Genomic DNA, 25,826 nt, shown 5'->3' with positions numbered 1-25,826 from the left:
CATGGCGCTCGGCGGCGACGCCCCGTCCCGCGCGGGGGGCGGTCGGGGCGGCGCCGCGGCCCCCTGCTCGCTACTCGGCGAGCTGCGGCGGCAGGGGTGCCGTGTGCGTCACGATCAGGCCCGACACCGCCCGGGTCAGCGCCACGTACAGGCGCCGCAGGCCCGTGCGTTCGTCCGGCTCGCCGTCCACCACGGCCCGCGGCTCGTCCAGGACCACGTAGTCGTACTCCAGACCCTTGGCGAGCGAGGCGGGGACCAGGGTCAGCCGGGTCTCGCGGGTGGTCTCCTCACCGGGGGCCAGGTACGAGATGCCGGCCGCCGTCAGGGCCTCGGCCAGCGCCGGGACACGGGCGTCGGCGGCGATCAGGCCGGTCGAGCCCTCGTTGCGCAGCAACTCCGCGCACGCGGCGACGACGTCGGCCGCCTCCGTGGCCGTACGGACCTCGAAGAACCCGGGGTTCTCCCGGACGGAGGCGACCGGGGTGAGGCCGGGCGCGATGTGCGGCAGCAGCCGGGAGGCGTACGCGATGACGTCCGTCGGCACGCGGAAACCGGCCGTCAGCTCCTCGACGGCGCCCTCCGGCTTGCCGAGGTGGGCCAGCGCCTCGGCCCAACTCCGGGTCGCCCAGGGGGTCGTCCCCTGCGCGAGGTCGCCCAGCACGGTCGCGCTGCCGGTGGTGCAGCGGCGGCCGACGGCCCGGTACTGCATGGGGGAGAGGTCCTGCGCCTCGTCCAGGACGACATGGCCGAGCGAGTGCGTGCGCTGGACGAGGTCGGTCGCCTCGTCGATCAGCACGGCGTCCGCCGGTGACCACTTGGCCGCCTTCACGCTGCGCACCGGCCTGGCCCACAGGATCGTCTTCTGCTCGTCCTCGTCCAGCAGCCCGTCCGCGTGCTCGGCGAGGAACTCCGCGTCGGTGAGCAGCCGCAGCACCAGCTTGGCCGGGTCGACGGCCGGCCAGACCGCCTTCACGGCCGCCTTCACCGCGCTGTTGCGGGCGACCGCGTCCTGCACCCGGTCGTCCGGGGCCTCCCCGGCCCGCTCCATCTGCACCAGCACCGCGTGCGCGACGCGCTGCGGCAGGGCCTCGCGGGCGGCGCCGTAGCGGATGTCCCGGTCCAGCAACTCCCGGACGATCTCCTCCAGTTCGTACGCCGGTACCCGCCAGCGCCGCGAGCCGCGCACCACCACCACCGGCTCGGTGGGCACGGTCACATGGGAGTACAGGGCGCGCCGGAGGACCTCGGCCATCCGGGCGTCGCCCTTGACGATCGCGGCGGCGGCGTCGTCCGTGCCGCGCACCTCCACCTGCGCGACCAGGTCGTCCACGGTCGCCTGCCGCACGCTCAACTCGCCGAGCGCGGGCAGGACCTGCTCGATGTAGTGGAGGAAGGACCGGTTCGGCCCGATGACCAGCGTGCCGGTGCGGGCCAGCCGCTCCCGGTGGGCGTAGAGCAGGTACGCGACCCGGTGCAGGCCGACGGCGGTCTTTCCGGTGCCCGGACCCCCCTGCACGCACACCGTGCCGCCGAGCCCGCTGCGGACGATCTCGTCCTGCTCGGGCTGGATCGTGGCGACGATGTCCCGCATCGGGCCGACGCGGGGCCGCTCGATCTCCTGCTGGAGCAGCTTGCTGGTGGTGGCGGTCTCCGCCGGGTCGGAGAGGTGCTCGTCCTCGTAGGCGGTCAGGTCGCCGCCGGTGTACCCGAAGCGGCGGCGCAGCCCGACGTCCATGGGGTCCTTCTTGGACGCCCGGTAGAACGGCTGCGAGACCGGTGCGCGCCAGTCGATGACCATCGGGTCGCCGTCGGCGTCGTGGACGTGCCGCCGCCCGATGTAGAACCGCTCGCCCCCGGCGCCCTCGGCCTGCTCGGCGCCCGGGGCGTGCAGGTAGTCGAGCCGGCCGAAGAACAGCGGGGTGTCGCTGAGGTCGGCCAGTGCCTTGATGCGCTCGTCGATCTGACGGGAGAGCACGGCGGCGTTGACCCAGTTGGCGGCGACGTCGCTGATGTCGAGTGCCTCCACGTCCTCGCGCATGGCGCGCAGGGCGGCACGGGACGCGGCGAGGTGGGAGCGTTCTCGGGCGAGGGGGTCGTCGAGCGGGTCGTGGGCGGGCGTGGACAAGGGGGTGCCTCCGGTGGGCCTGCTGCGTGGGCTACGACGATGCCGCCCGGTTTCCGGCCGGGCGACGGCACTCCGTGGGGAGGCGGGCAAGAGCGGAGATTTTAGGTGAGCGGTCGGGGCGGGGGCCAATGGATTTCCGGCCCGGCGCGCCGCCGGGGTTCGCCGGCGGCGCGTCCCCCCTCCCGCGGGCCCGTCCCCTAGGGGACAGGGGGCCTCAGGTCCAGGGGCGGCGTCCACCCGGAGATCTACGCGGGGCCGTCCAGGATTGGACCCGCAGACCGATGCGGGTGAGGGGTCCGCAGTTCCACCATGGAGACATGAGCGCAGCAAGCATCACACCCGCACCCATCCGCCCCCCGTCCGGCGCCACCGCCGTCGACGGCCCCCACCACCACCTGCTGGGCAACGCCCTGCGCGCCGTGAAGGTGTTCCTGGAGGCGGCCTTCAGCGTTGCGATCCTCGGCGAGTACGGCGAGGAAGCGGGCATACACCACAAGTGACGGCATAGGGTCGCGTCCGTGCGGAAACGGACGTTGACGCCCTCCTGCCCTGCCCTGCTCCTCCTCGCCCTCTCCCTCGCCGCCTTCGTCACCCTGTGCGTCCTGCGCGGCGCACCCATGGCCGACCTCCTCGTCTACCGGGCCGAGGGCGCGGCCGTGGCCCACGGCACCGACCTGTACGGCTTCACCGTCACCGAGTGGCACCTCCCGGCGACCTATCCGCCCTTCGCGGCGATCCTGTTCGTCCCCGCGGTCTGGCTCCCGGTCCCGGTCCTGAAGGCGCTCTTCCTCGCGGGCAACGCGCTGCTGCTCGTCACCCTGGTCGCCCTCTCCGCCCGCCTGGCCTCCCGGCCCCTGCCCCCGGCCCCGCTCTGCACGGCCACGGCCCTCGCCCTGTGGCTGGAACCGGTCTTCCAGACGCTCCTGTTCGGGCAGATCAACCTGGCCCTCGCCTGCCTCGTCCTGTGGGACCTGACCCGCCCGGCCGGCGCCCGCGCCAAGGGCCTGGCCCTCGGGATGGCGGCCGGTGTCAAGCTCACCCCGGCCGTGTTCATGGCGTACCTGCTCGTGCGCGGCCGGGTGCGGGAGGCGGCGACGGCGGGCACGGCCTTCGCGGGGACGGTCGCGCTCGGTGCCGTCCTGCTGCCCGGGGCGAGCGCGGACTTCTGGACCCGGCGGCTGTACGAGACCGGCCGGGTGGGCAAGGCGTGGATCGTGGACAACCAGTCCCTGCGCGGGCTGGTCGCCCGGGCGCTGGGCGACCCCGCACCGGGCCTGGCCTGGGCGCTCCCGGCGGCGGTGGTCGCGGTGCTGGGCCTGGGGCTGGCCGCGCGCGCCCGCCGGGAGAGCCACGGCATCCTGCTGACCGCGTGCACGGCCCTGCTGGTCTGCCCGATCAGCTGGACCCACCACTGGGTGTGGTGCGTACCGCTGCTCGCCGTGCTGCTGGCGGAGGGCCGCACCCGCACGGCCGTACTGGTGGCCCTGGTCTTCACCGCCCGCACGATGTGGCTGGTGCCCCACGAGGGCGTCCGCGACCTGGAACTGCCCTGGTGGCAGCAGCCGTTGGCGGGCGCGTACCCCTTCCTGGCGCTGGGGCTGCTGGTCTCGTACGACAGTGCGACCGGCCGCCACTGTGCACCGGCCCCGGCCTCAAGTCCCCGGTGAGGAAGCCGGACACCGGTCCGGCGTCACCCCGTCGGCGGGTCCGCGCCGTCCCCGGCGCGGGAGTCTCCTCCCAGGCGGCCGTCACCGGCACCGTCATGCCGTTCGTCCCGTTCGTCCCGCCCTTCGTCCCGTGCGTCGCGGCTCCGCGGAACACGCCCGCTCGCGCTCGCGCGGCCGGCGCCGGTGCCGGCGATGACGACGACCTCGTCACCGGTGGTCCAGCGCCGGCGTTCGGCTTTGGGCGGGTTGACGCGCAGCCCGTAGCCGGGGGCGCGGGCGGCGTCGGCGTGGCCGCGGTACCCGATGGCGCACTCGCCCCGGTCGCGCGCCGCGGCGACGACCGTGGCGAAGGACGTCTCCTGGCCGGAGTGGACGTAGTCGGCGGCCGACCGCAGATGGACCTGGGTACCGCCGGCCGAGAACAGCTCGTCGAACACCGCCGCCAGGTGGCGGTTCTGGGAGATCTGCGCCATCAGCAGCCCGACCAGCTTGCCGCTGATGATCACGTCGGCTCCGGGGCCGAGCGGTGCGAGGGGCCGGTTGCCGTCGTCGGTCAGTTCGGTGACCACCGGCAGTTCCCGGCCGATCCGCTGTTCGAGGTGGCGCAGCACGAGCAGGGTGACGAGCGTGCGGTTGTCCGGGTCCTCCGGCGACTCGCCGGGCCGTGGATCCCGGCCGAGCACGATGACGCTGTCGTAGGAGGCGATGTCCAGGTCGTACAGCGTCTCCGGCCGGGTGGTGTCGCCCCTGCGGTGCACACACCTCCAGCCGGCGTCGCCGGTGTCGCACGCCGTCCGCACGGTCGCCCCGTCCTCGTCCGCCACCACGTCGGCGACGGAGCCGGACGGTGCGTTGCGGCCCCACTCCCGGAGGATGAGCGGCGCCCGGCGGTTCCAGCCCAGCACCAGCACCCGCTCCGGCCGTGTGTCCCGCGGCCGGGGGTCCGCCATGAGCCGCTCCTCGACGAACCGCGCGCAGTCGGCGAGTTCGGCGGTGTCGTCGTCGGCGGCGATGACGAGGATCCGGTCGTCCGGCTCGATCACCGTCCCGGCCGGCGGGTTCAGCCACGGCACACCGTCGCGGATCAGCCCGACCGCGCACGCGTTGCCGTAGCGGAGCAGCACGTCACCGAAGTCCCGGCCGACCAGCGACGGGTGCGAGACCGGATAGAACTCGTCCCCGGCGAAGTCGAGGAGCTCGCGGTGGACGAGGGACAGCCCCGGGCGGCGCGCGGCCTGGGCGATGAGCCGGGCGGTGACCGTGTCGCTCTCCACGACGATGCCGTGCTCGCCCGCGGCCAGCCGGGCCGCCAGCAGGTAGCCGCTGTCCCGGACCGCGGCCACGACGGGCGCGGTGGCGTCGTCCCCGGACGCCGTCGCCCGCAGGGCCAGCAGGGTCTTGACCACGTCCGCGTCGCCGCGCGAGTCGTCGGGGGGCAGCACGATCACCGAGTCGGCCGTGACCGGGCTGGTCAGCGCCAGCACGGCCGGATCGGCCGACGGACCGCTGCGGCAGACCAGCCGGGTCCGGCCGGTGGGACCCACCTTGCTGTACAGGGCCTCCTCCATGGCCGTCTTGTCCCGGTCGGCGAGGACGGCCACGGCCGAACCCCGCTGGTTGGCGCCCGCCGCGACCAGTTCGCCCACCACCGTGAACACCTGCTCGGACCAGCCCAGGACCACCACATGGCCGTGCTCCACCAGCGTGGAGCGCCCGCGCCGCAGGGCGATGAGCCGCTCGGTCAGCCCGGTCGTGATGAGCCCGACGAGGGTCGAGACGTACACCAGGGCGACGAGGGCCAGCAGCACCGACAGCAGCACCCGCAACGGGGTGCCGGTGGTGCCGCCCAGCCGCAGCGTCTCCCCGGTCAGGCGCCAGACCTGCGCCAGTTTCCCGGAAAGGCCGGCGGGGGCGTGCGGAGCCGTCCACACCAGCATGGCGCTCGCGGGGACGACGAGGGCCAGGCAGACCACCACCAGCCAGCCGACCAGGGCCGAGGTCCCGCGCGCCAGGGTCGTGTCGAACCAGTACCGCGCTCGGGGGCCCACCCCGGGACGCCGCTGTTCCACCTTGTTCCCCCTCCGCACACCGGCCTGTAGGGGGCAGTGTCCTGAGCCGGCGCCGGCGACGCGCGGCACGGCACGCGATTCATCCCTTCGCCGTAATCGGGTGCGGCCGGACCACCCCGGCGTGCCTCCGCGCACCCCCGTCCCACCGGTTTGAACGGTGGCTTTCCCTCGTCCGTGGCAATTCGCCGCGACCCGGGGCGCACCGGCCCGGCGGACCAGTAGAAGTTCGCCATGACCGAAGATCACCAGGTGGACGCCGGCAACGGCGGCCTGACCAGGCGTACGCTCACGACCGCCGCCGGCACGACGACCGCGGCCACCCTCCTCGGCGCGGGCAGCGCGGCGGCCCTGCCCGCCCCGGCGCTCCCTCGGGCCCCCGCCCCGGCGGCTCCCTCCAGCGCGCGTGGCCCGGACTTCGACCGCTGCCTCGCCGCCGCACGGGCCCTGCTCGTCGTGGACTCCGGCGACCGGCCCCTCGTCCCCGGCTACCAGCGGGTGCTCAAGGACGGTCTCCCGCGACGGCGGGCGGGCGGGCCCAAGAACGTCCTCGTCATCGGAGCCGGCCCGGCCGGCCTCGTCACGGCCTGGCTGCTGAAGCGGGCAGGACACCGCGTGACCGTCCTGGAGGCCAACGGCAACCGGGCGGGCGGACGCATCAAGACCTTCCGCCGCGGCGGCCACGAGAAGGCGGCGCAGCCCTTCGCCGACCCCCGCCAGTACGCCGAGGCCGGCGCGATGCGGCTGCCCGGCAGCCACCCGCTGGTGATGGATCTCATCGGCCAACTGGGCCTGAAGAAGCGGCCGTTCTACTACGTCGACGTCGACGCGGACGGACGCCCCGCCGCCCACACCTGGATCCACGTCAACGGAATCCGGGTGCGGCGCGCCGACTACGCCCGCGCACCCCGGCGCGTCAACCGCTCCTTCGGCGTCCCGCGCGCCCACTGGGACACACCGGCCGCCGCCATCCTGCGCTCGGTCCTCGACCCGGTGCGCGACGAGTTCAGCACGGTCGGTCCGGACGGCAAGCGCGTCGACAAGCCGCTGCCCGAACGGGTGCGGGGCTGGGCCAGGGTGATCCAGCGCTTCGGCGACTGGTCGATGTTCCGCTTCCTGACCGAGCACGCGGGCCTGGACGAGCGGACGGTCGACCTCGTCGGCACCGTCGAGAACCTCACCTCACGGCTGCCCCTGTCCTTCGTCCACAGCTTCATCGGCTCCTCCCTGATCAGCCCGGACACGGCGTTCTGGGAGCTGGAGGGCGGCACGGCCGTCCTGCCGGACGCCCTGCTGGCCAAGGTCCGCGACACCGTGCGGTTCGACCGGCGGGTCACCCGGATCGAGTACTACGACCCCGGCCGCGCCGGCGGCGACACGGCGCACGTCCACGCCAGGGGACCCCACGTGTGGGTGGACACCGTCTCCGAGGGGCGCGGGGGCCCGGTCGTGCGGGAGCAGTTCACCGCGGACGCGGCCGTGGTGACCGTGCCCTTCTCCGGCCTGCGGCACGTGCAGATCAGCCCGCTGATGTCGTACACCAAGCGCCGCGCGATCACCGAACTGCACTACGACTGCGCGACCAAGGTGCTGCTGGAGTTCAGCCGCCGCTGGTGGGAGTTCGACGAGGCCGACTGGAAGCGGGAGCTGGGCCGCGTCGACCCCGGCCTGTACGACGCCTACCGCACCGGACGGACGCCCGGCGACGGCCGCCTGCTCGGCGCGCACCCCTCCGTCCCGCGCGGACACATCACCCCCGGCCAGCGCGTGCACTACGCCGCCAACCGCGCCGTCGCCCGCGACCAGCCGGAGGCGGCCCACGTCATCGGCGGCGGCTCGGTGTCGGACAACGCCAACCGCTTCATGTACCACCCGTCGCACCCGGTCCCCGGCAGCGCGGGCGGGGTGGTCCTGGCTTCCTACAGCTGGGCGGACGACGCCCTGCGCTGGGACTCCCTCGACGAAGACGCCCGCTACCCGCACGCCCTGTGCGGCCTCCAGGAGGTCTACGGCCAGCGGATCGAGGTCTTCTACACCGGCGCGGGCCGCACCCAGAGCTGGCTGCGCGACCCCTACGCCTACGGCGAGGCGTCCGTGCTCCTGCCCGGCCAGCACACGGAACTGCTCCCGTCCATTCCGAAGCCCGAGGGCCCCCTGCACTTCGCGGGCGACCACACCTCCGTCAAACCGGCGTGGATCGAGGGCGCGCTGGAATCCGCCGTGCGCGCCGCCCTGGAGGTCCACCGGGCCTGACGGATCAGCTCTCGGCCAGGATCTCGTCCGCGTCCACGATCCGGTAGGCGTACCCCTGCTCGGCCAGGAAGCGCTGCCGGTGGGCGGCGAAGTCCTGGTCGATGGTGTCGCGGGCGACGACCGAGTAGAAGTGGGCCTGGTGGCCGTCGGCCTTGGGGCGCAGCACCCGGCCGAGCCGCTGGGCCTCCTCCTGCCGGGAGCCGAAGGTGCCGGACACCTGGATGGCGACCGTGGCCTCGGGCAGGTCGATGGAGAAGTTGGCGACCTTCGACACCACCAGCACGCTGATCTCACCCTCGCGGAACGCGTCGAAGAGCTTCTCGCGCTGCGCGTTGGAGGTCTCGCCCTTGATCACCGGGGCGTTCAGGTGCTCGCCCAGCTCGTCGAGCTGGTCGATGTACTGCCCGATGACGAGGATCTGCTGCCCGGCGAACCGGCGGACGATCGCCTCGGTGACCTTCCGCTTGGTCTCCGTCGTGGCGCAGAACCGGTACTTCTCCTCCGTCTCGGCCGTCGCGTACGCCAGCCGCTCGGAGTCGGTCAGGTTGACCCGGACCTCGACGCAGTCGGCGGGCGCGATGTAGCCCTGCGCCTCGATCTCCTTCCAGGGCGCGTCGAACCGCTTGGGCCCGATGAGGGAGAACACGTCCGACTCGCGGCCGTCCTCGCGCACGAGGGTGGCCGTGAGCCCGAGCCGCCGCCGCGCCTGGAGATCGGCGGTGAACTTGAAGACGGGCGCGGGCAGCAGGTGCACCTCGTCGTAGACGATCAGGCCCCAGTCCCGGGAGTCGAACAGCTCCAGGTGCGGGTAGACGCCCTTCCGCTTGGTCGTCAGCACCTGGTAGGTCGCGATGGTGACGGGCCGGATCTCCTTTCTCGTCCCGCTGTACTCGCCGATCTCGTCCTCGGTCAGCGAGGTCCGCTTCACCAGCTCGTGCTTCCACTGCCGGGCGGAGACGGTGTTGGTGACGAGGATCAGCGTGGTCGACTTCGCCTGGGCCATGGACCCGGCCCCGACCAGCGTCTTCCCGGCACCGCAGGGCAGCACGACGACCCCGCTGCCGCCGTGCCAGAAGTTCTCCACGGCCTGCTTCTGGTACGGGCGCAGCGTCCAGCCGTCCTCCAGCAGCTCGATCGGGTGCGCCTCACCGTCCACGTACCCGGCGAGGTCCTCGGCCGGCCAGCCCAGCTTCAGCAGCGTCTGCTTGATCTGCCCGCGCTCGGAGGGGTGCACGGCCACGGTGTCCGGGTCGAGCCGGGCGCCGACCAGCGGGGCGATCCGCTTGGACTTCAGCACCTCCTCCAGCACCGGCCGGTCGGTGGTGGTCAGGACGAGCCCGTGCGCGGGGTGTTTGGTCAGGGTGAGGCGGCCGTAGCGGTCCATCGTCTCGGCGATGTCCACGAGCAGCGCGTGCGGCACGGGGTAGCGGCTGTACTGCACCAGGGCGTCCACGACCTGCTCGGCGTCGTGCCCGGCGGCGCGCGCGTTCCACAGGCCGAGCGGGGTGACCCGGTAGGTGTGGATGTGCTCGGGTGCCCGCTCCAGCTCGGCGAAGGGCGCGATGGCCCGTCGGCAGTCGTCGGCCCGCTCGTGGTCGACTTCCAGGAGCAGGGTCTTGTCGGACTGGACGATCAGCGGACCATTCACGCGCGGCACACCCTTCCATGACGGCCAAACGTCCAGTGTGCCTCATCCGGCCGGAGGGCTCCATGGCCGCAAGATCGGCGGCGGCACCGGACGCCGGGCACAACCCCCGCGCCCCGCCGCGAGTCCTGACCCACGACAAGGCGGCGCGGGCGCGCGGCCGGGTGAGGAGTTCAGGGATGTCGGCACAAAGGTGGGCCGTCGGCACCGGAGCCGTGGTGGTCCTGGTGGCCACCGGCACCTGGGCGATGCGGCCGGGAACCGTCGACACGGGGCTGTGGGACGAGATACGGCCGGTCGTCGAGGCCCGGCTCGCGGCGGAGAGCCGGGGCACCGGCTACGGCGAGGACGTACCAGGGCTGCACACCCGCTGGTTCTGCCGGGCCGAGGCGCTCGACGTGGCGGAGCGCGGCGGCGAGGTGCGCGCGGGCGTCGACACGCTGTGCCTGGAGTACGGGGTGCGCGACGGCGGTCTGGTGGAGTGCGGTGGCGGGAAGGGTCCGCAGGTGGTGCGGCTGGAGCGGGACCCGCACGGCGGGTACCGGGTGCTCTCGCGCGAGGCACCGCCGGACGGCGCCGGGAACGAGGACTGGACCGAGGCCCACTTCGGTTCCCTCTCCCGGGCCGCCCTGGACGGCACGATCCCGTCCGACACCCTGGAGCGCGCCGCCCGCGCCCACTTCGGTCTGCCCGCGGACGCGCCGGTCGGGGACTGCTAGCGGGGACTGCTAGATCCGGTCACCCGGCCGGTCTCAGTCGTCCGCCAGCTCCGCGACCCCGGTGATCCGGTGCAGCGGGAACGTCCGCACCTCGTCCGCCGTGTGGTCGTACGCCGTCACGAAGCCGCCCTCGACCCGGATGGGGGCGATGACCCGCTGGCTGGCGGCGCCCTCGGCGTTGACGTAGCCGATCCACACCGAGTCGCCGGTCAGGACGGCCGCCTGCATGGTGGCCAGGGTCTCGGCGGCGGAGGTGCGGGGCAGCTCGCCGCCCGCGAGGGGCTCGCCGACGGGCTTGCGCGGGGTGGTGGCGGCCAGGTCACCGGCCCGGATCGCGCGGATCGCCGCCGTGAGCAGCGTGGCGTCGGGCGGCGGCGGCCCGTCCGGCACCGGCTCGGGCGCGGTGCGCGGCGCAGTGCGGTGGGCGTGCGCCCGGGTGATCAGGACATCGCCCTCGGCGGACTCGGCGGCGGGCGCGTACCCCATCGCGCGCAGCCCCTCCAGCAGGGTCGCCGGGTCGGACGGGGCGGCCAGCACGGTCGGCGCGAGGCGGCGCAGGCGCAGGGCGGCGGCGCGCTTGTCGGCGAGGATCTCGTTCAGCAGGGCGTCGTCGTCGCAGCGGACGTACGCCGAGGCCGCGCCGACCCGCAGGTGGCCGTGTCTGCGGGCCACGTCGTCGATCAGGTAGGCGAGCGGCTGGGGGACCGGGGTGCGGGAGTGTTCGGCGAGGAAGGCGTGCAGGTCGGCCGCGGTCCGCCCGGCGTCCAGGGCACGGCGGACGGACGCCGGTGTGAACCGGTACACGGTCGCGCCGCCCTTGGACTCCACGTCCGCGAGCACCCCCAGCATGTCCGCGAGCGGGCGCCGCAGCGGACCGGGCGCCACCGCCGTCAGGTCGGCCTGGAGCAGCACGTGGTCCAGTGGCTCGGGCAGCAGCGGCGCGAGCAGCCGGGCAGCGGCGGCGGCGGCGACCCCCTGCTCGGCGGGGGAGAGGGGCACGAGCCGCTCGGGGGCCCGGTGGTGATGCACCGGAAGCTTGTCACCGGGCCCGGTGGGTTCGGCGGAGTCGGCGCCCGGGGTGGCAGGGGCGCCGGTCGCGGCGGGTGCCCCCAGCAGCGCGCGCCCCTGGGACGACAGCGCGCCCCGGCCCGTCACCCCCAGCGATTCCGCCTCCGACAGGGTCCAGCGGGCGAGCCGGGACCGCAGGTCGTCGTCACGGGCACCGTCGCGCTGGGCACCCCGCAGGGGCCGCTCCCAGCGCAGCCGGGCCAGCACCGACTCCGTGTCCGGCGCCGCGCCCTGCGGCAGCGCGGCCAGCAGGGACAGCACCCGGTGCCGTACCTCGGGCGCGGCGGAGCGGTCGAGGCCCGGACCGAGCGCCGACAGCGTCCGGTCCTTCGCGTCCCGCCCGCCGACCAGCCCCGGCGTACGGGTGGCCGCCAGCCACGCGCGGGCGAGCCGGGCCCAGCGCTCGGCCGGGGGCAGCTCCAGCCACTCGTCGTAGGCCGGGGTGGCCGCGTACCGCTCGTCGGCCTCGCCGTCGGAGGCGATCAGGCCGGCCGCGTAGGCCAGCTCGGCCCAGAAGGCGGCGACCGGCTCCGACACGTCCAGCGCCACGGCCGTCCGCTTCAGGTCACGGACGCTCAGCCCGCCCGCCCGCAGCACCGCGGGCCCGCCCTCGTCCCAGTCCTTCAGCAGCTCCTCCACGGTGGCCAGCGCGGTGTACGCCTGCCCGGCCGCCGTCGCGTCCACCACCTGCGGGCTGTGGGTCGCGGCCGGCGCCACGGCGGGCGGCAGCGGCTCGGGCGCACGGTGGGCGCGGCCCTCGCGCAGGTGCAGGGCGACCTCGCGGGGCAGCACGACCGTGCCGGGCGCCGTCGGCAGCAGCAGACCGCGGTCCAGCAGCCAGCGCAGGTGCGCCGCCGGATCGGCGGTGACCTGCCCGTAGGGCGGCCCCCACACCAGCCGGGACAGCACCTCGCGGGCCGCCTCGGGCGCCCCGGCCAGCAGCTTCGCCATTTTCTTGCGGTGGGTGAACAGCCCGGTCAGCGCGGCCACGGCGGACACCGAGTCATGGGTGGACGGCAGCCCGGCCGTCGTCACGATCTCCTGGATCCGCCCCGGCGACATGCCCGAGGTGGCCTCCTGCACGGTCGGCCCCAGCCCGGTCGGGGACGGGTGCTGCGGGGACGGCGCGAGCAGCTCGCGGGCGGTCCGCACCAGCCGCAGCCGGTCGTCGTCGCCCCACACCAGCGCCTGCTCGCGCAGGGTGGCGACGGCCTGGGGCAGCGCGCGGGCGACCGTCTCGTCGCCGGCGTCCCCGGCCATCAGACCGAGCAGCGTGTCGTACGACGCCGGGTCCGGGGCCACGGCCAGCGCCTCCGCCGTCTGCAACGCGAACCGGTCCAGCCGCTCCAGGGCGCGCAGCACCGAGGCCCGGGTGCCGGCGCGGGTGGCGAGCTGGGTGAGGTCGGTGGGGACGGGGGTGATGAGGTCCGGGCGGCTGCGCAGCAGCGCGGCCAGGGAGGCGTCGTCCCGCGCGCGGAGCGCCTCCGCGAGGGACCGAGGGGCTGAGTGGGCCTCGGGGCTCATCCGGCCAACGGTAGCGGACTTCCATATGCCGAGGGCATCGGCGAGAAGCGGTACGGTCCTCACGGAGTATCAGTCGGCGTCACCCCGGAGGGGTCGCGTGGGGATCGAGAGCGACCAGGTCGTCTACGAGTATCTGAGCCGCGTCGGAGACATCGCCCAGCAGCGCCAGCTGCCGTCGGCGACGCGGATGCGGCTCGTGTCGGAGCTGCGGAACGAGATCGACCGGCACCGGGCGCAGGCGACGGTGGACTCGCCCGCCGCGGTCCGCCGCATCCTGGACCGCCTGGGCACCCCGGACGAGGTGGTCGCGGCGGCGGACGGCACCGGCGGCCTCCCGCAGGCCCCGCCCACCGCCGTACCGGCGCAGCCCTCCCCCCGGGAGCGGGCGCCGGAGCCGGCCGGGCGGGAGCGGCCGAAGGGCTTGCGCCGGGTCGTGCCGCGCCCGCGCCCCGCCGAGCCCGAGCCGCCCGCCGCGCGCGACACGCCGGCCCCGCCGCACCTCGCGCCCGCGCACGAACTCGGGGACGCCACGGCGCCGCCCGACTGGTGGCGCGTCGGCACCGCGGGCCCCCTCGGGGACACCGACCCGGTGCCGGGGTTCGTCGGCGGCGTGGAGATCCCGGAACTGCTCAAACGGCCCCCGCAGGAGGCCCCCGCCGAGAAGGCCGAGCCGGTGGCGGAGCCCGCCGAGGCCGCACCGGAAGCAGCGCCCGCCAAGCGCCGCCGCCTCCCCCTCCCCGTCCCCTCCGCCGGCTGGTCCAACCCCCTCCTGCTGCTGGCCGCCGCCGCGCTCGTCGCCGGTGCCGTGCTCGGCAACTGGTTCGCGCTGCTCCTCGGCTGGGCCATCGCCTACGGCTCCCGGCGGCTGACGCCCGCGGAGACCAAGTGGGCGGTGATGGTCCTGCCGGGCACGGCGGTCGCGGCCGGGCTGGTGTGGCTGTGGGGCCGCAACGAGGGCCGCTGGGGCGATCCGATCGCCGCGGGCCACATGAACGACGCCATGAGCGCCACCTGGCCGTGGGTGGTCAGAGGAGCGGCGCTCGCCTCGGCCCTGTTCCTCCTCTGGCGCTCCCAGCGGAAGAGGTAGTTCCCCGCGCTCCTCGGCAAGCGGCGGCCGACCCACCCAAGGGGCGCGGGGAACTGCGCGACCAGCCCCCACGCACCCGCACCCGACAAAGCACCCTCGCCCCCCGAACCCCACCCGGCCGAACCGCCGGAGGCACCCGGCACAATGGCCCGCATGGCCTCCTCGCTGACCGTCGGTTTCGACCTCGACATGACCCTCATCGACTCCCGCCCGGGCATCCGTGCCTGCTACCTGGCCCTGGCGGAGCGCACGGGTACGTTCATCGACGCCGACCTGGCGGTGACCCGGCTGGGCCCGCCGCTCGCGGAGGAGCTGATCCACTGGTTCCCGGCCGACGAGGTGCCGGCGGTGGCCGACCTGTACCGGGAGATGTACCCCTCCATAGCGATCGCCGCGACGCCCGCCATGGACGGCGCCCGGGAGGCGATCGACGCGGTGCGGGCGGCCGGCGGACGCACGATGGTGGTCACGGCGAAGTACGAGCCGAACGCCAAGCTGCACCTGGCCCACCTCGGCATCGAGCCGGACGTGGTCGTCGGCGACCTGTGGGCCGAGCAGAAGGCCGAGGCACTGCGCGAGTACGGCGCGGGCGTGTACGTCGGCGATCACGTCGGGGACGTCCGCGGCGCCCGTGCGGCGGGTGCGTTTTCGGTCGCCGTGGCGACCGGCCCGTGCCCGGCCGACGAGCTGCGGGCGGCCGGCGCGGACGTCGTCCTGCCGGACCTGTCCGCGTTCCCCGCGTGGCTCGGCGGCTACCGCGAGGCGCCCGGCGCCGCACCCCTCGCCTGACGCCGTCCGGCGGCGACGGAGCGCAGGACACCCGCGCCGGCCACGAGGAATCCGACGGCCATGAGCATGCTCAATCCGAACATGTAGGTCGGAAATGGCTTCGCCCCGAGGAACAGCGGAGCCACTGTGACGAGGGTGGCCACGGCCCCGAGGAAGAAGACGACGGCACCGGCGCGGATCAGTCGGTCACCGGGCGCGGCGGAATTCGTTTGGGTTTTGTCACGCACCGGACCAGGGTAGTTCCCTGCGCGAGAGAACAACCGGGGGACGTCTTGTCACCCGCCCCAAGACCATTAGCCTTGGTACCGGCGGGTCGTGGTCGACCCGCTCTAGTGCTATCAAGAGCCGTTTCCGAAGTAGTTTTCCCGACGAGTACGAGGACGAGGACAGACGTGCCTACCGGCAAGGTCAAGTGGTTCAACAGCGAGAAGGGCTTCGGCTTTCTCTCCCGCGACGACGGCGGTGACGTCTTCGTCCATTCCTCGGTTCTCCCCGCCGGAGTCGATGCGCTCAAGCCGGGACAGCGCGTGGAGTTCGGTGTCGTCGCCGGTCAGCGCGGTGACCAGGCCCTCTCGGTGATCGTGCTCGACCCGACGCCGTCCGTCGCCGCCGCCCAGCGCAAGAAGCCGGACGAGCTGGCGTCGATCGTGCAGGATTTGACGACCCTTCTTGAGAACATCACGCCGATGCTGGAGAAGGGCCGTTACCCGGACAAGGCCTCCGGCAAGAAGATCGCCGGCCTGCTCCGCGCGGTCGCCGACCAGCTGGACGTCTGACCGTATCCGGGGCCCGGCCCGCATTACGGGAAAGCGAGCGCGTCGGGGCCGAGGGGCGGCACCAGCCCTTCGGCCGCCGCGCGCGTGAGCAGCCCCCGGATCGCCGCGTAGCCGTCCTCGCCGAGGTCGGCCGTGAACTCGTTGACGTAGAGCCCGATGTGCTGGTCGGCGACGGCCGGGTCCATCTCCTGCGCGTGCTCCATGACGTACGGCCGGGAGACCTCCGGGTCGTCCCAGGCGGCCCGTACGGAGGCCCGGACGGCGTCGGCGAGCCGGCCGAGCCGCTCGGCGCCCAGTGACCGCTTGGCGATGATCGCGCCCAGCGGGATCGGCAGCCCGGTGGTGCGCTCCCAGTGCTCGCCCATGTCGGCGAGCTTGTGCAGCCCGTAGTTCTGGTAGGTGAAGCGGGCCTCGTGGATGACCAGGCCCGCGTCCACCTTGCCGTCCCGCACGGCCGGCATGATCTCGTGGAACGGCATGACCACGATCTCGCCCACCCCGCCCGGCAGGGTGTCGGCGGCCCACAGCCGGAACAGCAGGTACGCGGTCGACTTCTCGCTCGGCACCGCGACCGTACGGCCCGTAAGGTCGGCCTCCGCCTCCCGGGTGAGCACCAGCGGTCCGCAGCCCCGGCCCAGCGCACCGCCGCACGGCAGCAGCGCGTACTCGTCGAGGACGTACGGCAGGACGGCGTACGACACCTTCAGCACGTCGAACTCGCCGCGCTCGGCCATGCCGTTGGTGATGTCGATGTCGGCGAAGGTCACGTCCAGCGCGGGGGCGCCGGGGACGCGGCCGTGGGCGAGGGCGTCGAAGACGAAGGTGTCGTTCGGGCAGGGGGAGTACGCGATCTCCAGCGGTTCAGCGGTCATGTGGGTTCCAACTCTCCAATGCGGGCGCGAGCTTCCCGAAGCCCTCGGTGAGGGCGGTGAGGGCGTCCCCGATGCGCCAGGCGGCGCGGTCGCGGGGTCCCACCGGGTTGGAGACCGCGCGGATCTCCAGCACGGGCACACCGTGCGCGGCGGCGGCCTCCGCCACCCCGAACCCCTCCATGCCCTCGGCGAGCGCGCCGGGGTGCCGGGCACGCAGGGCGGCGGCGCGGGCGGCCGTGCCGGTCACCGTGGAGACGGTCAGGATCGTGCCGGTTCGGGCACCGGTGGCCTCGGACACGACTCGTACGAGTGATTCCGGCGGGCGGTGGGTGACGGTCCCGAACCCGAGTTCGGTGACCGGAAGGAAGCCGTCGGCGGTCTCGGCGCCCAGGTCGGCGACGGTGATCGCGTCCGCGACGACGAGCGAGCCGAGGGGCGCCCCGGGCGGGAAGCCGCCGCCGATCCCGGCCGAGACGACCAGACCGTAGGGGCGGCCCGCCAGCGCGGCGGCGGTGAGGGCGCCGGCGGTCGTGGCGGCGGCGAGCGCCGGGCCGACGCCGGCGGCCAGCAGGTCCCAGCCCGCGGTCGTACGGACCAGGGACGCGCCCGGCAGCCGTACCTCCCCGGCCGTCGCGGGCAACGCCCGGGCCACCGCTTCCCGCTCGACGGGGACCGCGGTGGCGACCAGGACCGGGACCGGAAGGGACGTCGTGATCAGGCCTTCTTCAGCTTGAAGGACCACATGCCCTTGTTCGTGTTCTCGCCCATCCGGATCGACAGGGTGTTGGTGTTGCCCTGGGTGCCGTACTGGACGTTGAAGAACGCGCTGCTCGGGATCGTGCGGTACGTCTCCTTGCTGGAGTCGCTGAACTGGCGACCGTTGACCAGCACGATCCAGCCCGCGTCGGCGATCTTCGGGTCGACGCCGATCCGGACGGTCTCGTCCTGACCGACCTTGATCGACTTGATGTCGTCGGCGTTCTTGACGCACTCCTTCAGCGACGCCTCGTCCAGCGCCTTGCCGTCGTTGTAGCAGACGGCCTCGGAGTTGACCGAGTGCCCGCCGACGGTGATCGTCGCGACGGGCGTCGGCTTGTCGCAGGCCGACAGGACGAGCAGTCCGGCGGAAACGGCGCCGGCGGCGGCGACGACGCGGCGGCGTCGCGCAACGCGGTGTACATCAGCGGCTTCGCCGCGGGGCAGCGTGGTCATGGCCGAAGGCTATCGGGCGCCCCGAGCCGTCCGCCCACGTGGGGTACGGCGTGCCCGGTTCGTTACGCCACGCGTGCCCGCGCCCACCACGCCCCTCACGCCACCCGGGTCGAGGTCCGGCCGCCGTGGCGGGCCGAGGCGAGCAGCCCCCTGAGCGTGCTCAGCCAGCCGACGGCCACGAAGGCGGCGCCGACCAGCAGCCCGAGCGTGCCGTTGAGCGGCATCACGATGCCGACCGCGCCGCCGAACACCCACGCCATCTGGAGCAGCGTCTCGGAGCGGGCGAACGCCGAGGTGCGCACCAGCTCGGGCACGTCCCGCTGGATCAGCGCGTCCAGCGCCAGCTTGGCCAGCGCCTGCGCGAACCCGGCGACCGCGGCCAGGCAGGCCACCAGGAACGCGCCGAAGAAGAGGGCGGCGACGACCGCCGTACCGAGCACCACCGCGACCACGGTCACGATGATGATCTCCGGTGCCCGGGAGCGGAGCCAGGCCCCCACGGCCGTGCCGAGGGCGTTGCCCGCGCCGGCCGCGACGCCCACTATGCCCAGCGACACCGCCGCGCTCTCCCCGGTCAGCGGGTGCTCGCGCAGCAGGAAGGCGAGGAAGAAGATCAGGAAGCCGGACAGGCAGCGCAGGGCGGCGTTGGCCCCGAGCGCGTGCGTGACGGCAGGCCCGACCGTCCGCAGCCCCGGCCGCTTGGCCTGCCCCCGGTGCGGCCCGCGCAGATGCTGCTCGTCGGCCGCGAGCAGCGCCACGTCCTCGCCCTTGGCCGAGTCCACCTTGGGCGGCAGGGAGAACGACAGGAACGTACCGGCGACGAAGATCACGAAGGCGCCGTAGAGCGGCCACGGATCGCCGAGGGCGTGCAGCCCCGCCGCGACCGGCGCGGCGGCACCGGTGGCCAGCAGCCCGGCGAGCGTCACCCGGGAGTTGGCCTTCACGAGCGAGAACCGCGGCGGCAGCAGCCGTGGCACGACCGCGCTGCGGACCACCCCGTACGCCTTGGAGGCCACCAGCACGCCCAGCGCCGCCGGGTACAGCTCCAAGCTGCCGCTCGCCACCGCCCCCGAGATGATCAGCGAGAGCAGTGCCCGCGCCAGCATCGCCCCGGCCATCGCGGCCCGCCGCCCGTGCGGCAGCCGGTCCAGGAGGGGGCCGATGACGGGCGCCAGGACAGTGAAGGGCGCCATGGTGATCGCGAGGTAGAGGGCGACCCGGCCGCGCGCCTCGTCGGTCGGCACCGAGAAGAACACCGTGGACGCGAGCGCCACGGTGACCATCACGTCCCCCGCGCCGTTCACCGCGTGCAGTTCGATCAGCTTGCCCAGACCCGACTCGCCTGCGCCGTGCGCGTGCGTGACCCTGCGGATGCCCCGCGCCGTACCGGTCACGGGGAAGTGCAGGGCACGGCCGACCGAGCGGACGGCCCCGCCCACCCGGCCCGAACCGCCCCGACCATTCGCCCTGTCCGCGGCTGCCACGACGTTCATAGTGCCCCGAGATACCGCCGGATAGTGCGGATCGGACGGGTGTGGCGGCACACGACCCCGGTCGGCGCAGGCAGAGGGGCGGGTGGGAATATGCACGAATCTCGTCCGGTGTAGCGTGCCTATCTCAGCCATAACGCAGAATGGATGGCAGAGGTGCGCCCAGGCGCGCGGATGCAGACGTCGATGCGGTCCCCAGGTCCGCTCCGTCGGCGAAACCGCCGGAGGCAGCCGCACTCGACGAGACGGCGTAGGAGAGAAGCGATACCTGTGAGCGCAGCGACCACGCGAAGCCGCACCCCCGACCGCCTGTGCGCCGAGGCCGTCGACCTCGCCCGCACCGCCGCCGAGGAGGCCGCCGCGCCCGGCGTGGTCGGCGAGCACGCCGGCCTGGTGTCGGAGGGCGACCGTGTGGTCACGCACTTCTTCGAGTGCAAGGAACTGGGCTACCGCGGCTGGCGCTGGGCGGTGACGGTGGCCCGCGCTTCCCGCGCCAAGGTCGTCACGCTCGACGAGGTCGTCCTCCTCCCCGGCCCCGACGCCCTGCTCGCCCCCGAGTGGGTCCCGTGGAGCGAGCGCCTGCGCCCCGGCGACCTCGGCCCCGGCGACCTGCTCCCCACCGACCAGGACGACCTGCGCCTGGAGCCCGGCTACACGGGCGAGGAGGAGCCGCCGCCGAACTCGGTGGTCTCCGAGGAGATGCGGGAACTGGCGGAGGCGGAGGACGCCGACGTCACGCCGGGCGCCCCCGCCACCCAGCCGACGGTGCCCTTCCGTGGCTCCCTCGCGTCCGTCGCCGAGGAACTCGGCATGCGCCGCGCCCGCGTCCTGTCCCGCTACGGCCTGCACAGCGCCGCCGACCGCTGGGAAGAGGCGTTCGGCCCCAAGACGGCCATGGCCCAGGCGGCCCCCGCCACCTGCGTGAGCTGCGGCTTCCTCTCGCCCATCGGCGGCTCCCTCGGTCAGGCCTTCGGCGTCTGCGCCAACGAGTTCTCCCCGGCGGACGGCCGCGTGGTCTCCCTCGCCTACGGCTGCGGCGGCCACTCGGAGGCGGCGGTCATGCCGAAGCCCCCGCAGCCGGCCTCGCCGGTCGTCGACGAGACCCGGGTCGACCCCTTCCCGCTCCGCCCGGCCCGCGACTCCGGCTCGGTCCCGGAGACCGGCGACGACGAGACGGCGGAACTCGGCCACTCCTGAGCCTTCAGGCGCACCTCGGCCCACACCGTCTTGCGCGGCGCGGGCCCGTGCGCCGTACCCCAGCGCTCCGCCAGCGCCGCCACGAGGAGCAGCCCCCGCCCGCCCTCCGCGTCCGCTTCCGGACGGCCGAGTTCGGGCAGCCGGTCACCGCGCGTGTCGGTCACCTCGATACGGAGCGTGTCCCCGACGGCGTACAGCGTCAGCCGGAAGTCCCGGCCGGCCACCCGGCCGTGACCGGCCGCGTTGGCGGCGAGCTCGGCCACGATCAGCTCCGCCGGGTCCAACGGCAGTCCCCAGGACCGCAGTTGCTCCCTGGCGAGCAGCCGGGCGAGACGGGCCCCGCGCGGCGTGGGGGAGAGCCGCGCGGTGAAGTTCGGGATGGGGGTGGAGATGTGGGTGGAGATTTCCTGGTTCACATCACTCAGAGTGGGCCGCGCCTGCTACCTCTGAACAGTGACGACGCGGTTGCGTAGGGTCACTGTCCAGCGCGTGTCCGGTGGTGTCCGGGCATGTCGGGGAAGGGGGTGCGGTGTGAGTGAGGAAGAGGAGCCGGGCTGGGAGGTCGAGCCGGACGACGAGTGGGGCGTCGCCGTCATCGCGACCGTCGGCCGCCAACTGAGGCTGCGCCGGGAAGCGGTGGCCCTGCGCGCCGCCGACTTCGCCAGGGCCGTGGGCTACAGCGAGGACATGGTCTACAAGGTGGAGTCGGGCAAGCGGATTCCGAGGCCGGAGTACCTCGACAAGGCGGACAAGGTCCTGGACGCGGGTGGGTTGCTCGCGGCGATGAAGGAGGACGTGGAGAAGGTCCGGTACCCGAAGAAGGTTCGGGCTTTGGCGGAGCTGGAGGCGAAGGCGGTGGAGCTTCAGCTCTACGATCCGCTGAACATCCACGGGCTGCTCCAGACGCCGGAGTACGCCCGGGCGTTGCTGCGGATGCGTCGGCCTGCCTACACCGACGACGTGGTGGAACGCGGCGTCGGGGGCCGTATCGCTCGGAAGGTGCTCTTCGAGCGGGATCCTGCGCCGGAGATCAGCTTCGTCCAGGACGAGTGGTCGCTGCGACGCCCCCTCGGGGGTGAGAAGGTGTTGCGTCAGCAGCTCGAACACCTCCTTGAGGTAAGCCAGTTGAGGAACGTCGAGATTCAGGTAATGCCGATGGACCGCCAGGAGCATGCGGGAGTGGCGGGCGGGATCGAGGTGCTGAAGTTCGCGGACGGCTCGGCAGTGGGCCGCTCCCCCGCAGTGGCCAACGGCCGCAGGGTGGAGGACCCCAAGCATCTCCGTATCCTTGAGCTGCGCTACGGCATCATCCGGGCGCAGGCGCTCACTCCCCGTGAGTCGACGACCTTCATCGAGCATCTGCTGGGGGCAACATGATCCGCTGGTTCAAGAGCAGCTACAGCAGCAGCAGCGAAGCCGACTCCTGCGTCGAAGTCGCCCTGGACTGGGACGCCGCCCCCACCCCCACCGCCATCCACATCCGCGACTCCAAGAACACCAACGGCCCCCTCCTCACCGTCGGCCCCGGCACCTGGACGGAGTTCGTCTCCTACGCCGCCCGGCGCTGAACTAGCCGGTGAGGCTCGTCTCGTGGACCGTGTCGAGTCTCGCCTCCTTGCCGGTGCTTTCCAGGCGCAGGCGGGCCGAACGGCCGCTCAGCGTCAGCGTCATGAGCTGGTTGCCGAACCACGGCCCACCCCGCTTGCGCCACCGCACCGGCGGCCGGGGGGTGCGGCCGTGCCGGGCGAGCAGGCGGCCCAGGACGCGGGCCGGCGCGCTCCAGCCGACGCGGAAGCCGATCCGCATGGCCGCCGGCACGGAGTTGTGCACGGGTGAGCAGGTGAGCTGGACGACGGGGACGCCGAGGTCGCCGGAGCGCCAGGTGGCCTCGGCGATGTAGCCGTGGTGCACGTCCCCGGAGAGCACGCACACGCTCGCCGGGGCGCCCGGCGCCGCCGCGACGTCGGCGATGAGGGCGGCGAGGTCGGCGAAGGAGCGGGGGAAGGCCGCCCAGTGCTCCAGGTCGGCCCCGCGCCGCAGCCACTCGCCGAAGCGGGCCCAGCGGTCGCCGCGTTCCCCGGCGCACAGGGCCGCGTCCCAGCCCTCGGTGTCGTGCACCAGGTGCGGCAGCAGCCAGGGCAGCGAGGTGCCGATCAGGAGATGGTCGTAGGCGCCCTCGTCGTCCAGGACCTGTGCGCGCAGCCAGTCGGCCTCGCCCGGGTCGAGCATGGAGCGGCGGCCCTCCTCCAGGACCCGTGCGGCCCGGGAGTCGACCATCACCACCCGGACCCGGCCGAAGTCGCGCCGGTAGCTGAAGCGGACCGTCGAGGAGTCGGCGTCGGCCTGTTCGGCCAGGGCGCGCAGTGCCTTCGTACCGTCCGGGGTGGCGCGGACGGCGGCCCAGGTGGGGTCGTCGTCCAGTTCGGCGGGGGACAGGTTGCCCAGGTGCTGGTGGACCCAGTACGACATCAGGCCGCTCAGCAGCCGTTCCTGCCACCAGTCGGTGGCGCGCATGTCGGCGAGCCAGGAGGCGGAGGTGTTCCAGTCGTCCACGATGTCGTGGTCGTCGAAGATCATGAAGCTGGGCACGGTGGACAGCAGCCAGCGGACCTCGGGGTCGAGCCAGGATTCGTAGTAGAGGTGGCAGTACTCCTCGTAGTCGGCGACCTGGCCGCCGGGCGGCTCGTCGAGGTTCCGGCGGCCGGCCAGCCAACGCCGGGTCTCCTCGGAGGTCTCGTCCGCGTAGATCTGGTCGCCCAGGAGCAGCAGCACGTCGGGGCGCTCGGCGCCGGGGTCGTCCGACAGCCGGCGGGCCAGGGTGTCGAGGGCGTCGGGGCCGACCGGGTCCTTGCCGTCCGCCGGGGGCGCGGCCCAGCGGCACGACCCGAAGGTGACGCGGACGGCGTCGCCGGTGCCGGGCGTGCGGATGACGGAGGGCGGGAAGCGGGAGTCGGGCAGGGGCCACACCGGGGTGTCGTCGAGGAACACCTCGTAGGAGGGGGCGGTGCCTGCTTGGAGCCCGGTCACCGTGACGAGCGCGTAGTGGTGCCCGGCCACCTGGAAGGTGGCGGCCGTGCCGCCCGCGCCGTCGGAACAGCGCACCCGCGCCGTGCAGGTCCCGCTCGTCTCGACCCACACGGTCGCGCGGGAGCCGTCGGTGTACCGCAGCAGCGGTCCCAGACGCAGTTCGGCCACGTCATCGCCTCTCTGTCTCGTACGGCACGGGAAGGAACGACCCCAGCGACGGTACAGGCGTCTGGGACCCGTCCGGGCGGGCACGTGTGAGGAGACCGGGGGGGCGGCCCCGTTGAGAGAGGTGGTGTCGTGACCGAGCACGGGCGGGCGACCGAGGCACGGGAGGCCCGGGACACGACGGGCGGGGACGACCTGCTGCGGGGGTTCGAGGTGGACGACCGGCAGCCGGAGCGGCCGGTGCTGCTGGACGCCGGCGGCCGGCCGGTCGAGACCTGGCGGGAGAACCACCCCTACGACCACCGGATCGGCCGGCGCGAGTACGAGCGGACCAAGCGGATCCTCCAGATCGAACTGCTCAAGCTCCAGCGCTGGGTGAAGGACACGGGGCAGCGGATCGTCGTGGTGTGCGAGGGGCGGGACGCGGCCGGCAAGGGCGGCACCATCAAGCGGTTCACCGAGCGGCTGAACCCCCGGGGGGCCCGCGTGGTGGCGCTGGACAAGCCGACCGAGCGGGAGGCGGGGCAGTGGTACTTCCAGCGGTACGTGACGCACCTGCCGGCCCGCGGGGAGACGGTCTTCTTCGACCGGTCCTGGTACAACCGGGCCGGGGTCGAGCGGGTCATGGGGTTCTGCACGGAAGCCGAGCACCGGCAGTTCCTGCGGCAGGCCCCGCTGTTCGAGCGGCTGCTCACCGACGACGGCATCCTGCTGGTGAAGTTCTGGTTCTCGGTGTCCCGCGCCGAGCAGCGGACCCGGTTCGCGATCCGGCAGGTCGACCCGGTGCGCCGCTGGAAACTCTCCCCGACCGACCTGGCCTCCCTCGACCGCTGGGACGAGTACACCGCGGCCAAGGTCGACATGTTCCGGGCGACCGACACCGCGCACGCGCCCTGGACGGTCGTGAAGAACAACGACAAGCGGCGGGGCCGGCTGGAGGCGATGCGCAGCCTCCTGGACCGCTTCGACTACCCGGCCAAGGACCACGAGGTGGTCGGCACCCCCGACCCGCTGGTCGTCGGCGCGGCGGACACCCTGCTCGAACCGGGTGAGGAACCCACGGCCCTGTCGCCGACCCCGCTGGCCGGACCGGGCGGCGGACCCGGGAACCACCCGGACCCCGCGGTGCCGGCCGGCCGCGGCCACAGGTGAGGAGGAACCCGGACCATGGGAACGGTGGTGCACGTCCCGCAGACCCGGGACATGATCGGGGACGAGCTCTCCGGCGACGAGGCCTTCACCGCGCTGCGCCGCTACGGGGGCGCGCGCCTGCTGCTCGACGCCTTCTCCCGGTTCCGCTACGCCGACGGCTTCACCAACGCCCGCGCCCTCGGCTTCCAGATCGTGCTGGGCCTGGTGCCGTTCACCATCGCGCTGGTCGGCCTCGCCACGGCCGCGCACACGGAGAGCCTGGGGCGGATCGTCGAGCTGACCCTGGGCAGGATCGTGCCGGGCGCCAGCGCCGACGTGGTCCGCGAGGCGCTGCGCGGCACCCGCCGCACCGCCGGCTCCGACGCGTGGAGCACCGTGGCGCTCTGTCTGGGGCTGGCCTTCTCCGTCCTCAACCTGGCCTCGGCGATGGGCCAGGTGGAACGGGGCGCCAACCGGATCTACGGCATCGAACGGGACCGGCCCTTCCCGCGCAAGTACGGCAGGGCCGTGCTGCTCGCCTTCGCCGCCGGCGTGCCCATGGTCCTGGGCTTCCTGGTGCTGGTCGCCGGCCGGGCCGTGACCGCCGCGACGGCCGAGGCGCTGGGCACCTCCCGGCCCCCGGCGTGGTGGGGCGCCCTGGAGATCCCCGTGGGGACGGCCCTCGCCTGGATCGCCTCCGCCGTCATCCTCCGCTGGTCGCCGCGCCGGGACCAGCCCGGGTACACCTGGCTGGCCTTCGGTTCCGGCGTCCACCTGGTGCTGTGGGTCACCGCGACCTGGCTGCTGACGCTCTACGTCTCCCGCAGCGGCTCCTTCGGCGCCGTGTACGGGCCGCTCACGGCCTTCGTGGCGCTGCTGCTGTGGGCCAACCTGACCGGCATCGCCCTGTTCCTGGGCATCGCGTTCGCCGCGCAGCTGGAAGCGGCCCGCGCCGGTCTGGGCCGTGCCGTCAGGCCGGACCCGGGGCCGGGTCCCTGAGCCCCGGCCCCGAG

General features: G+C 73.9%; 22 protein-coding genes and 1 pseudogene. 12 read left to right on the top strand and 11 right to left on the bottom strand.

The features are described 5' to 3' along the window. Positions 1–70 precede the first annotated feature (70 nt). The gene (locus IE273_RS08385; RefSeq protein WP_189814494.1) at positions 71–2,125 is read right to left on the bottom strand and encodes a HelD family protein; all 2,055 of its coding nucleotides are present in this window, start codon (positions 2,123–2,125) and stop codon (positions 71–73) included. 317 nt (positions 2,126–2,442) lie between these two features. Here IE273_RS08385 and IE273_RS08380 point away from each other — a divergent pair, with 317 nt between their 5' ends. Further along, entirely contained in the window at positions 2,443–2,625 is a 183-nt protein-coding gene (locus IE273_RS08380) for a hypothetical protein (RefSeq protein ID WP_189814493.1), read from the top strand. A gap of 33 nt (positions 2,626–2,658) precedes the next feature. Beyond that, complete coding sequence (locus tag IE273_RS08375) at positions 2,659–3,792, top strand: glycosyltransferase 87 family protein (protein WP_189814640.1); 1,134 nt, start codon at positions 2,659–2,661, stop codon at positions 3,790–3,792. A 23-nt stretch (positions 3,793–3,815) separates the two neighbouring features. Here the strand turns inward: IE273_RS08375 and IE273_RS08370 are convergent, their stop codons facing one another. Continuing rightward, positions 3,816–5,861 carry a CASTOR/POLLUX-related putative ion channel gene (locus IE273_RS08370; RefSeq protein WP_189814492.1) on the bottom strand — a complete coding sequence of 682 codons (2,046 nt, stop codon included), beginning with the start codon at positions 5,859–5,861 and terminating at the stop codon, positions 3,816–3,818. 231 nt (positions 5,862–6,092) lie between these two features. Between IE273_RS08370 and lgoX the strand changes: the two genes are divergently transcribed. After that, positions 6,093–8,111, top strand: coding sequence for an L-glutamate oxidase LgoX (lgoX, locus tag IE273_RS08365; protein ID WP_189814491.1), 2,019 nt, complete (start codon positions 6,093–6,095; stop codon positions 8,109–8,111). Positions 8,112–8,115: 4 nt separating this feature from the next. On the opposite strand, the gene IE273_RS08360 is transcribed toward lgoX, so the two are convergent. After that, positions 8,116–9,759, bottom strand: coding sequence for a DNA repair helicase XPB (locus tag IE273_RS08360; RefSeq protein ID WP_041665952.1), 1,644 nt, complete (start codon positions 9,757–9,759; stop codon positions 8,116–8,118). A gap of 176 nt (positions 9,760–9,935) precedes the next feature. Between IE273_RS08360 and IE273_RS08355 the strand changes: the two genes are divergently transcribed. Next, the gene (locus tag IE273_RS08355) at positions 9,936–10,475 is read left to right on the top strand and encodes a hypothetical protein (RefSeq protein ID WP_189814490.1); all 540 of its coding nucleotides are present in this window, start codon (positions 9,936–9,938) and stop codon (positions 10,473–10,475) included. Between the two features lie 33 nt (positions 10,476–10,508). On the opposite strand, the gene IE273_RS08350 is transcribed toward IE273_RS08355, so the two are convergent. Further along, positions 10,509–13,067, bottom strand: coding sequence for a helicase C-terminal domain-containing protein (locus tag IE273_RS08350; protein ID WP_189814489.1), 2,559 nt, complete (start codon positions 13,065–13,067; stop codon positions 10,509–10,511). Positions 13,068–13,164: 97 nt separating this feature from the next. Between IE273_RS08350 and IE273_RS08345 the strand changes: the two genes are divergently transcribed. Continuing rightward, positions 13,165–14,154 (top strand): hypothetical protein, encoded by a 990-nt coding sequence (locus tag IE273_RS08345; protein WP_189814488.1) that lies wholly within the window; start codon positions 13,165–13,167, stop codon positions 14,152–14,154. A gap of 144 nt (positions 14,155–14,298) precedes the next feature. Beyond that, on the top strand, positions 14,299–14,943 hold the full coding sequence (locus IE273_RS08340; RefSeq protein WP_189814487.1) for an HAD family hydrolase: 645 nt from the start codon (positions 14,299–14,301) through the stop codon (positions 14,941–14,943). Here the strand turns inward: IE273_RS08340 and IE273_RS08335 are convergent. Beyond that, positions 14,907–15,170, bottom strand: a complete 264-nt coding sequence (locus IE273_RS08335; protein WP_030989395.1) for a hypothetical protein — start codon at positions 15,168–15,170, stop codon at positions 14,907–14,909. The genes IE273_RS08340 and IE273_RS08335 overlap by 37 nt on opposite strands. A gap of 165 nt (positions 15,171–15,335) precedes the next feature. On the opposite strand from IE273_RS08335, the gene IE273_RS44925 reads away from it, so the two are divergent. Then, on the top strand, positions 15,336–15,719 hold the full coding sequence (locus IE273_RS44925) for a cold-shock protein (RefSeq protein ID WP_014673396.1): 384 nt from the start codon (positions 15,336–15,338) through the stop codon (positions 15,717–15,719). Positions 15,720–15,742: 23 nt separating this feature from the next. Here the strand turns inward: IE273_RS44925 and IE273_RS08325 are convergent, their stop codons facing one another. The 4 genes from IE273_RS08325 to IE273_RS08310 form a co-directional block, all read right to left on the bottom strand. After that, the gene (locus IE273_RS08325) at positions 15,743–16,591 is read right to left on the bottom strand and encodes a 1,4-dihydroxy-6-naphtoate synthase (RefSeq protein WP_189814486.1); all 849 of its coding nucleotides are present in this window, start codon (positions 16,589–16,591) and stop codon (positions 15,743–15,745) included. Continuing rightward, complete coding sequence (locus IE273_RS08320; protein ID WP_189814485.1) at positions 16,581–17,333, bottom strand: futalosine hydrolase; 753 nt, start codon at positions 17,331–17,333, stop codon at positions 16,581–16,583. The genes IE273_RS08325 and IE273_RS08320 overlap by 11 nt, the downstream gene beginning before the upstream one ends. Further along, positions 17,306–17,803 carry a DUF2771 family protein gene (locus IE273_RS08315; protein WP_189814484.1) on the bottom strand — a complete coding sequence of 166 codons (498 nt, stop codon included), beginning with the start codon at positions 17,801–17,803 and terminating at the stop codon, positions 17,306–17,308. The genes IE273_RS08320 and IE273_RS08315 overlap by 28 nt, the downstream gene beginning before the upstream one ends. 95 nt (positions 17,804–17,898) lie before the next feature. After that, positions 17,899–19,242: an MFS transporter gene (locus IE273_RS08310; protein WP_189814639.1), complete on the bottom strand. Its 1,344-nt coding sequence runs from the start codon at positions 19,240–19,242 to the stop codon at positions 17,899–17,901. 321 nt (positions 19,243–19,563) lie between these two features. Here IE273_RS08310 and IE273_RS08305 point away from each other — a divergent pair, with 321 nt between their 5' ends. Continuing rightward, positions 19,564–20,490: a DUF3027 domain-containing protein gene (locus IE273_RS08305; RefSeq protein ID WP_189814483.1), complete on the top strand. Its 927-nt coding sequence runs from the start codon at positions 19,564–19,566 to the stop codon at positions 20,488–20,490. Positions 20,491–20,609: 119 nt separating this feature from the next. Here IE273_RS08305 and IE273_RS08300 read toward each other — a convergent pair. Beyond that, positions 20,610–20,906 (bottom strand): annotated as a pseudogene (locus IE273_RS08300) (ATP-binding protein); the annotation flags it as partial. Positions 20,907–21,021: 115 nt separating this feature from the next. On the opposite strand from IE273_RS08300, the gene IE273_RS08295 reads away from it, so the two are divergent. Beyond that, positions 21,022–21,867 (top strand): helix-turn-helix domain-containing protein, encoded by an 846-nt coding sequence (locus tag IE273_RS08295; protein WP_189814482.1) that lies wholly within the window; start codon positions 21,022–21,024, stop codon positions 21,865–21,867. Continuing rightward, on the top strand, positions 21,864–22,058 hold the full coding sequence (locus IE273_RS08290; protein ID WP_189814481.1) for a DUF397 domain-containing protein: 195 nt from the start codon (positions 21,864–21,866) through the stop codon (positions 22,056–22,058). The genes IE273_RS08295 and IE273_RS08290 overlap by 4 nt, the downstream gene beginning before the upstream one ends. 1 nt (position 22,059) lies before the next feature. Here IE273_RS08290 and IE273_RS08285 read toward each other — a convergent pair whose 3' ends face one another. Then, positions 22,060–23,685, bottom strand: a complete 1,626-nt coding sequence (locus tag IE273_RS08285; RefSeq protein WP_189814480.1) for an alkaline phosphatase D family protein — start codon at positions 23,683–23,685, stop codon at positions 22,060–22,062. A gap of 129 nt (positions 23,686–23,814) precedes the next feature. Between IE273_RS08285 and ppk2 the strand changes: the two genes are divergently transcribed. Continuing rightward, a complete protein-coding gene (gene ppk2 / locus IE273_RS08280; protein WP_189814479.1) occupies positions 23,815–24,834 on the top strand; it encodes a polyphosphate kinase 2 in 1,020 nt (339 codons plus the stop codon). A 15-nt stretch (positions 24,835–24,849) separates the two neighbouring features. After that, positions 24,850–25,812: a YihY/virulence factor BrkB family protein gene (locus IE273_RS08275; protein WP_189814478.1), complete on the top strand. Its 963-nt coding sequence runs from the start codon at positions 24,850–24,852 to the stop codon at positions 25,810–25,812. Positions 25,813–25,826: the final 14 nt, after the last annotated feature.

The organism is Streptomyces olivaceoviridis, from assembly GCF_014650115.1.
Taxonomy (GTDB): Bacteria; Actinomycetota; Actinomycetes; order Streptomycetales; family Streptomycetaceae; genus Streptomyces; species Streptomyces olivaceoviridis.
The sequence above is the reverse complement of the archived record's forward strand: the minus strand, read 5'-3'. Positions and strand labels throughout refer to the sequence as shown.

What these genes read in the sequence shown, in the direction of transcription:
- IE273_RS08355 (WP_189814490.1), top strand. Translation starts at nt 9,936, where the DNA reads ATGTCGGCACAAAGGTGGGCCGTCGGCACCGGAGCCGTGGTGGTCCTG.
- IE273_RS08340 (WP_189814487.1), top strand. Translation starts at nt 14,299, where the DNA reads ATGGCCCGCATGGCCTCCTCGCTGACCGTCGGTTTCGACCTCGACATG.
- IE273_RS08315 (WP_189814484.1), bottom strand. Translation starts at nt 17,803, where the DNA reads ATGACCACGCTGCCCCGCGGCGAAGCCGCTGATGTACACCGCGTTGCG.
- IE273_RS08380 (WP_189814493.1), top strand. Translation starts at nt 2,443, where the DNA reads ATGAGCGCAGCAAGCATCACACCCGCACCCATCCGCCCCCCGTCCGGC.
- IE273_RS08275 (WP_189814478.1), top strand. Translation starts at nt 24,850, where the DNA reads ATGGGAACGGTGGTGCACGTCCCGCAGACCCGGGACATGATCGGGGAC.
- lgoX (WP_189814491.1), top strand. Translation starts at nt 6,093, where the DNA reads ATGACCGAAGATCACCAGGTGGACGCCGGCAACGGCGGCCTGACCAGG.
- IE273_RS08290 (WP_189814481.1), top strand. Translation starts at nt 21,864, where the DNA reads ATGATCCGCTGGTTCAAGAGCAGCTACAGCAGCAGCAGCGAAGCCGAC.
- IE273_RS08325 (WP_189814486.1), bottom strand. Translation starts at nt 16,591, where the DNA reads ATGACCGCTGAACCGCTGGAGATCGCGTACTCCCCCTGCCCGAACGAC.
- IE273_RS08350 (WP_189814489.1), bottom strand. Translation starts at nt 13,067, where the DNA reads ATGAGCCCCGAGGCCCACTCAGCCCCTCGGTCCCTCGCGGAGGCGCTC.